This window comes from Photorhabdus noenieputensis, from assembly GCF_018448935.1.
Lineage (GTDB): Bacteria > Pseudomonadota > Gammaproteobacteria > Enterobacterales > Enterobacteriaceae > Photorhabdus > Photorhabdus noenieputensis.
Genome location: NZ_RCWC01000117.1, coordinates 1 through 1,391, shown reverse-complemented (window position 1 = coordinate 1,391; position 1,391 = coordinate 1). Strand labels below are relative to the sequence as shown.

Below are 1,391 nucleotides of genomic sequence, written 5' to 3'. Positions count from 1 at the left end.
GCGATCCCGCCCGGTACCTGTCCGACGATGCGGTCAATATCAGCCTGAGTGAGATCAATCAGCGGCAACATCGCCGGTGTCAGGGCCGTTGTTGCTGGCGTAATGACGTTAGGCGGTACTGCCACGGCCTGATGCTGTCCCAATGTTTGCGCCAGGTCTGACAGCACCGGCGACAGGAACAGATCACGCGCCGTCAGGGTCAATCCCAAGTGATGCAGGCGTTCAACCACCCGTATCGCGAGTAGCGAATGACCCCCCAGAGCAAAAAAGCTGTCATACCGGCTTATCTGCTCAATCCCCAGCAATTCACGCCAAATCGCCGCCAGCGCAATTTCTGTTTCTCCTTGTGGCGCTTCGTAAGTCTGACGGGCAAAGGCTTCACTGTCCGGTGCCGGTAGTGCGCGACGATCCAATTTACCGTTCGGCGTTAGCGGAAACGCATCCAGCCGCACAAAGGCTGACGGCACCATATAGTCAGGCAAAATAGCGTGCAGATGAACACGCAGATCGTTCGCCAGCCCGTCATGGGCTTCCGCCACCACATAGGCCACCAGCCGTTTATCCGGCCCTTCCCCTTGCGTCAGCACCGCCGCCTCACGCACTGCGGAATGTTCGGCCAGTCGGGCTTCAATCTCCCCCAGTTCAACGCGGAAGCCGCGGATTTTAACCTGCTGATCGTTTCGGCCCAGGAATTCCAGATTGCCGTCCGGCAGATAGCGCGCCACATCCCCGGTGCGGTACAGGCGAGCATCCGGGTTATCACTGAACGGATCGGTCAGGAAACGCTCGGCGGTCAATTCAGGCCGATTAAGATAACCACAGGCCACCCCATCTCCCCCGACATAAATCTCTCCGCCCCCCCCTAATGGTACCGGCTGACCACAGGCATCCAACAGATAAACCCGCGTGTTGGCTACCGGTCTGCCGATCGGGATATTAGTTGCTCCCGGTGCGACCGCATTGATTCGGTAGGTGGCCGTAAAGGTGGTGCCTTCACTTGGCCCATAGCCATTTAATAGCTGTTGCGGCGGACGGGTGTTCAGTACCTGGCCGATAACCTGGGGATCAAGGGCATCTCCGCCGACAATCAGCAGCTTTATCTGCGGCAAAACCGGTGACAGTTCCGCTGCCAGCCGGTTAAACAACCCGACACTCAGCCACAGAACCGTCATTCGCTGACTCTGTAAAGCCTGTACAAACGCCTGCGGCGTCAGCAAAGTGGCGTGATCAACCACCACTAACGCGCCACCATTCAGCAGCGGTGCCCAGACTTCAAACGTGCTGGCGTCAAACGCCGGATTAGCGGCAAAAGCCACCCGATCATCCGGCCCGATGTCAGCATAGCCATTATTGATAACCAGCCGGACTACCGCACGATGCGGCACCAACAC

The 1,391-nt window shown here is 58.2% G+C and carries 1 protein-coding gene; it reads right to left on the bottom strand.

Annotation, left to right across the window (positions count from 1 at the left end; all coding sequences use genetic code 11):
* On the bottom strand, window positions 1–1,391 hold a 1,391-nt coding region (locus EAE91_RS23415; protein ID WP_214090535.1), incomplete at both ends, for a non-ribosomal peptide synthetase.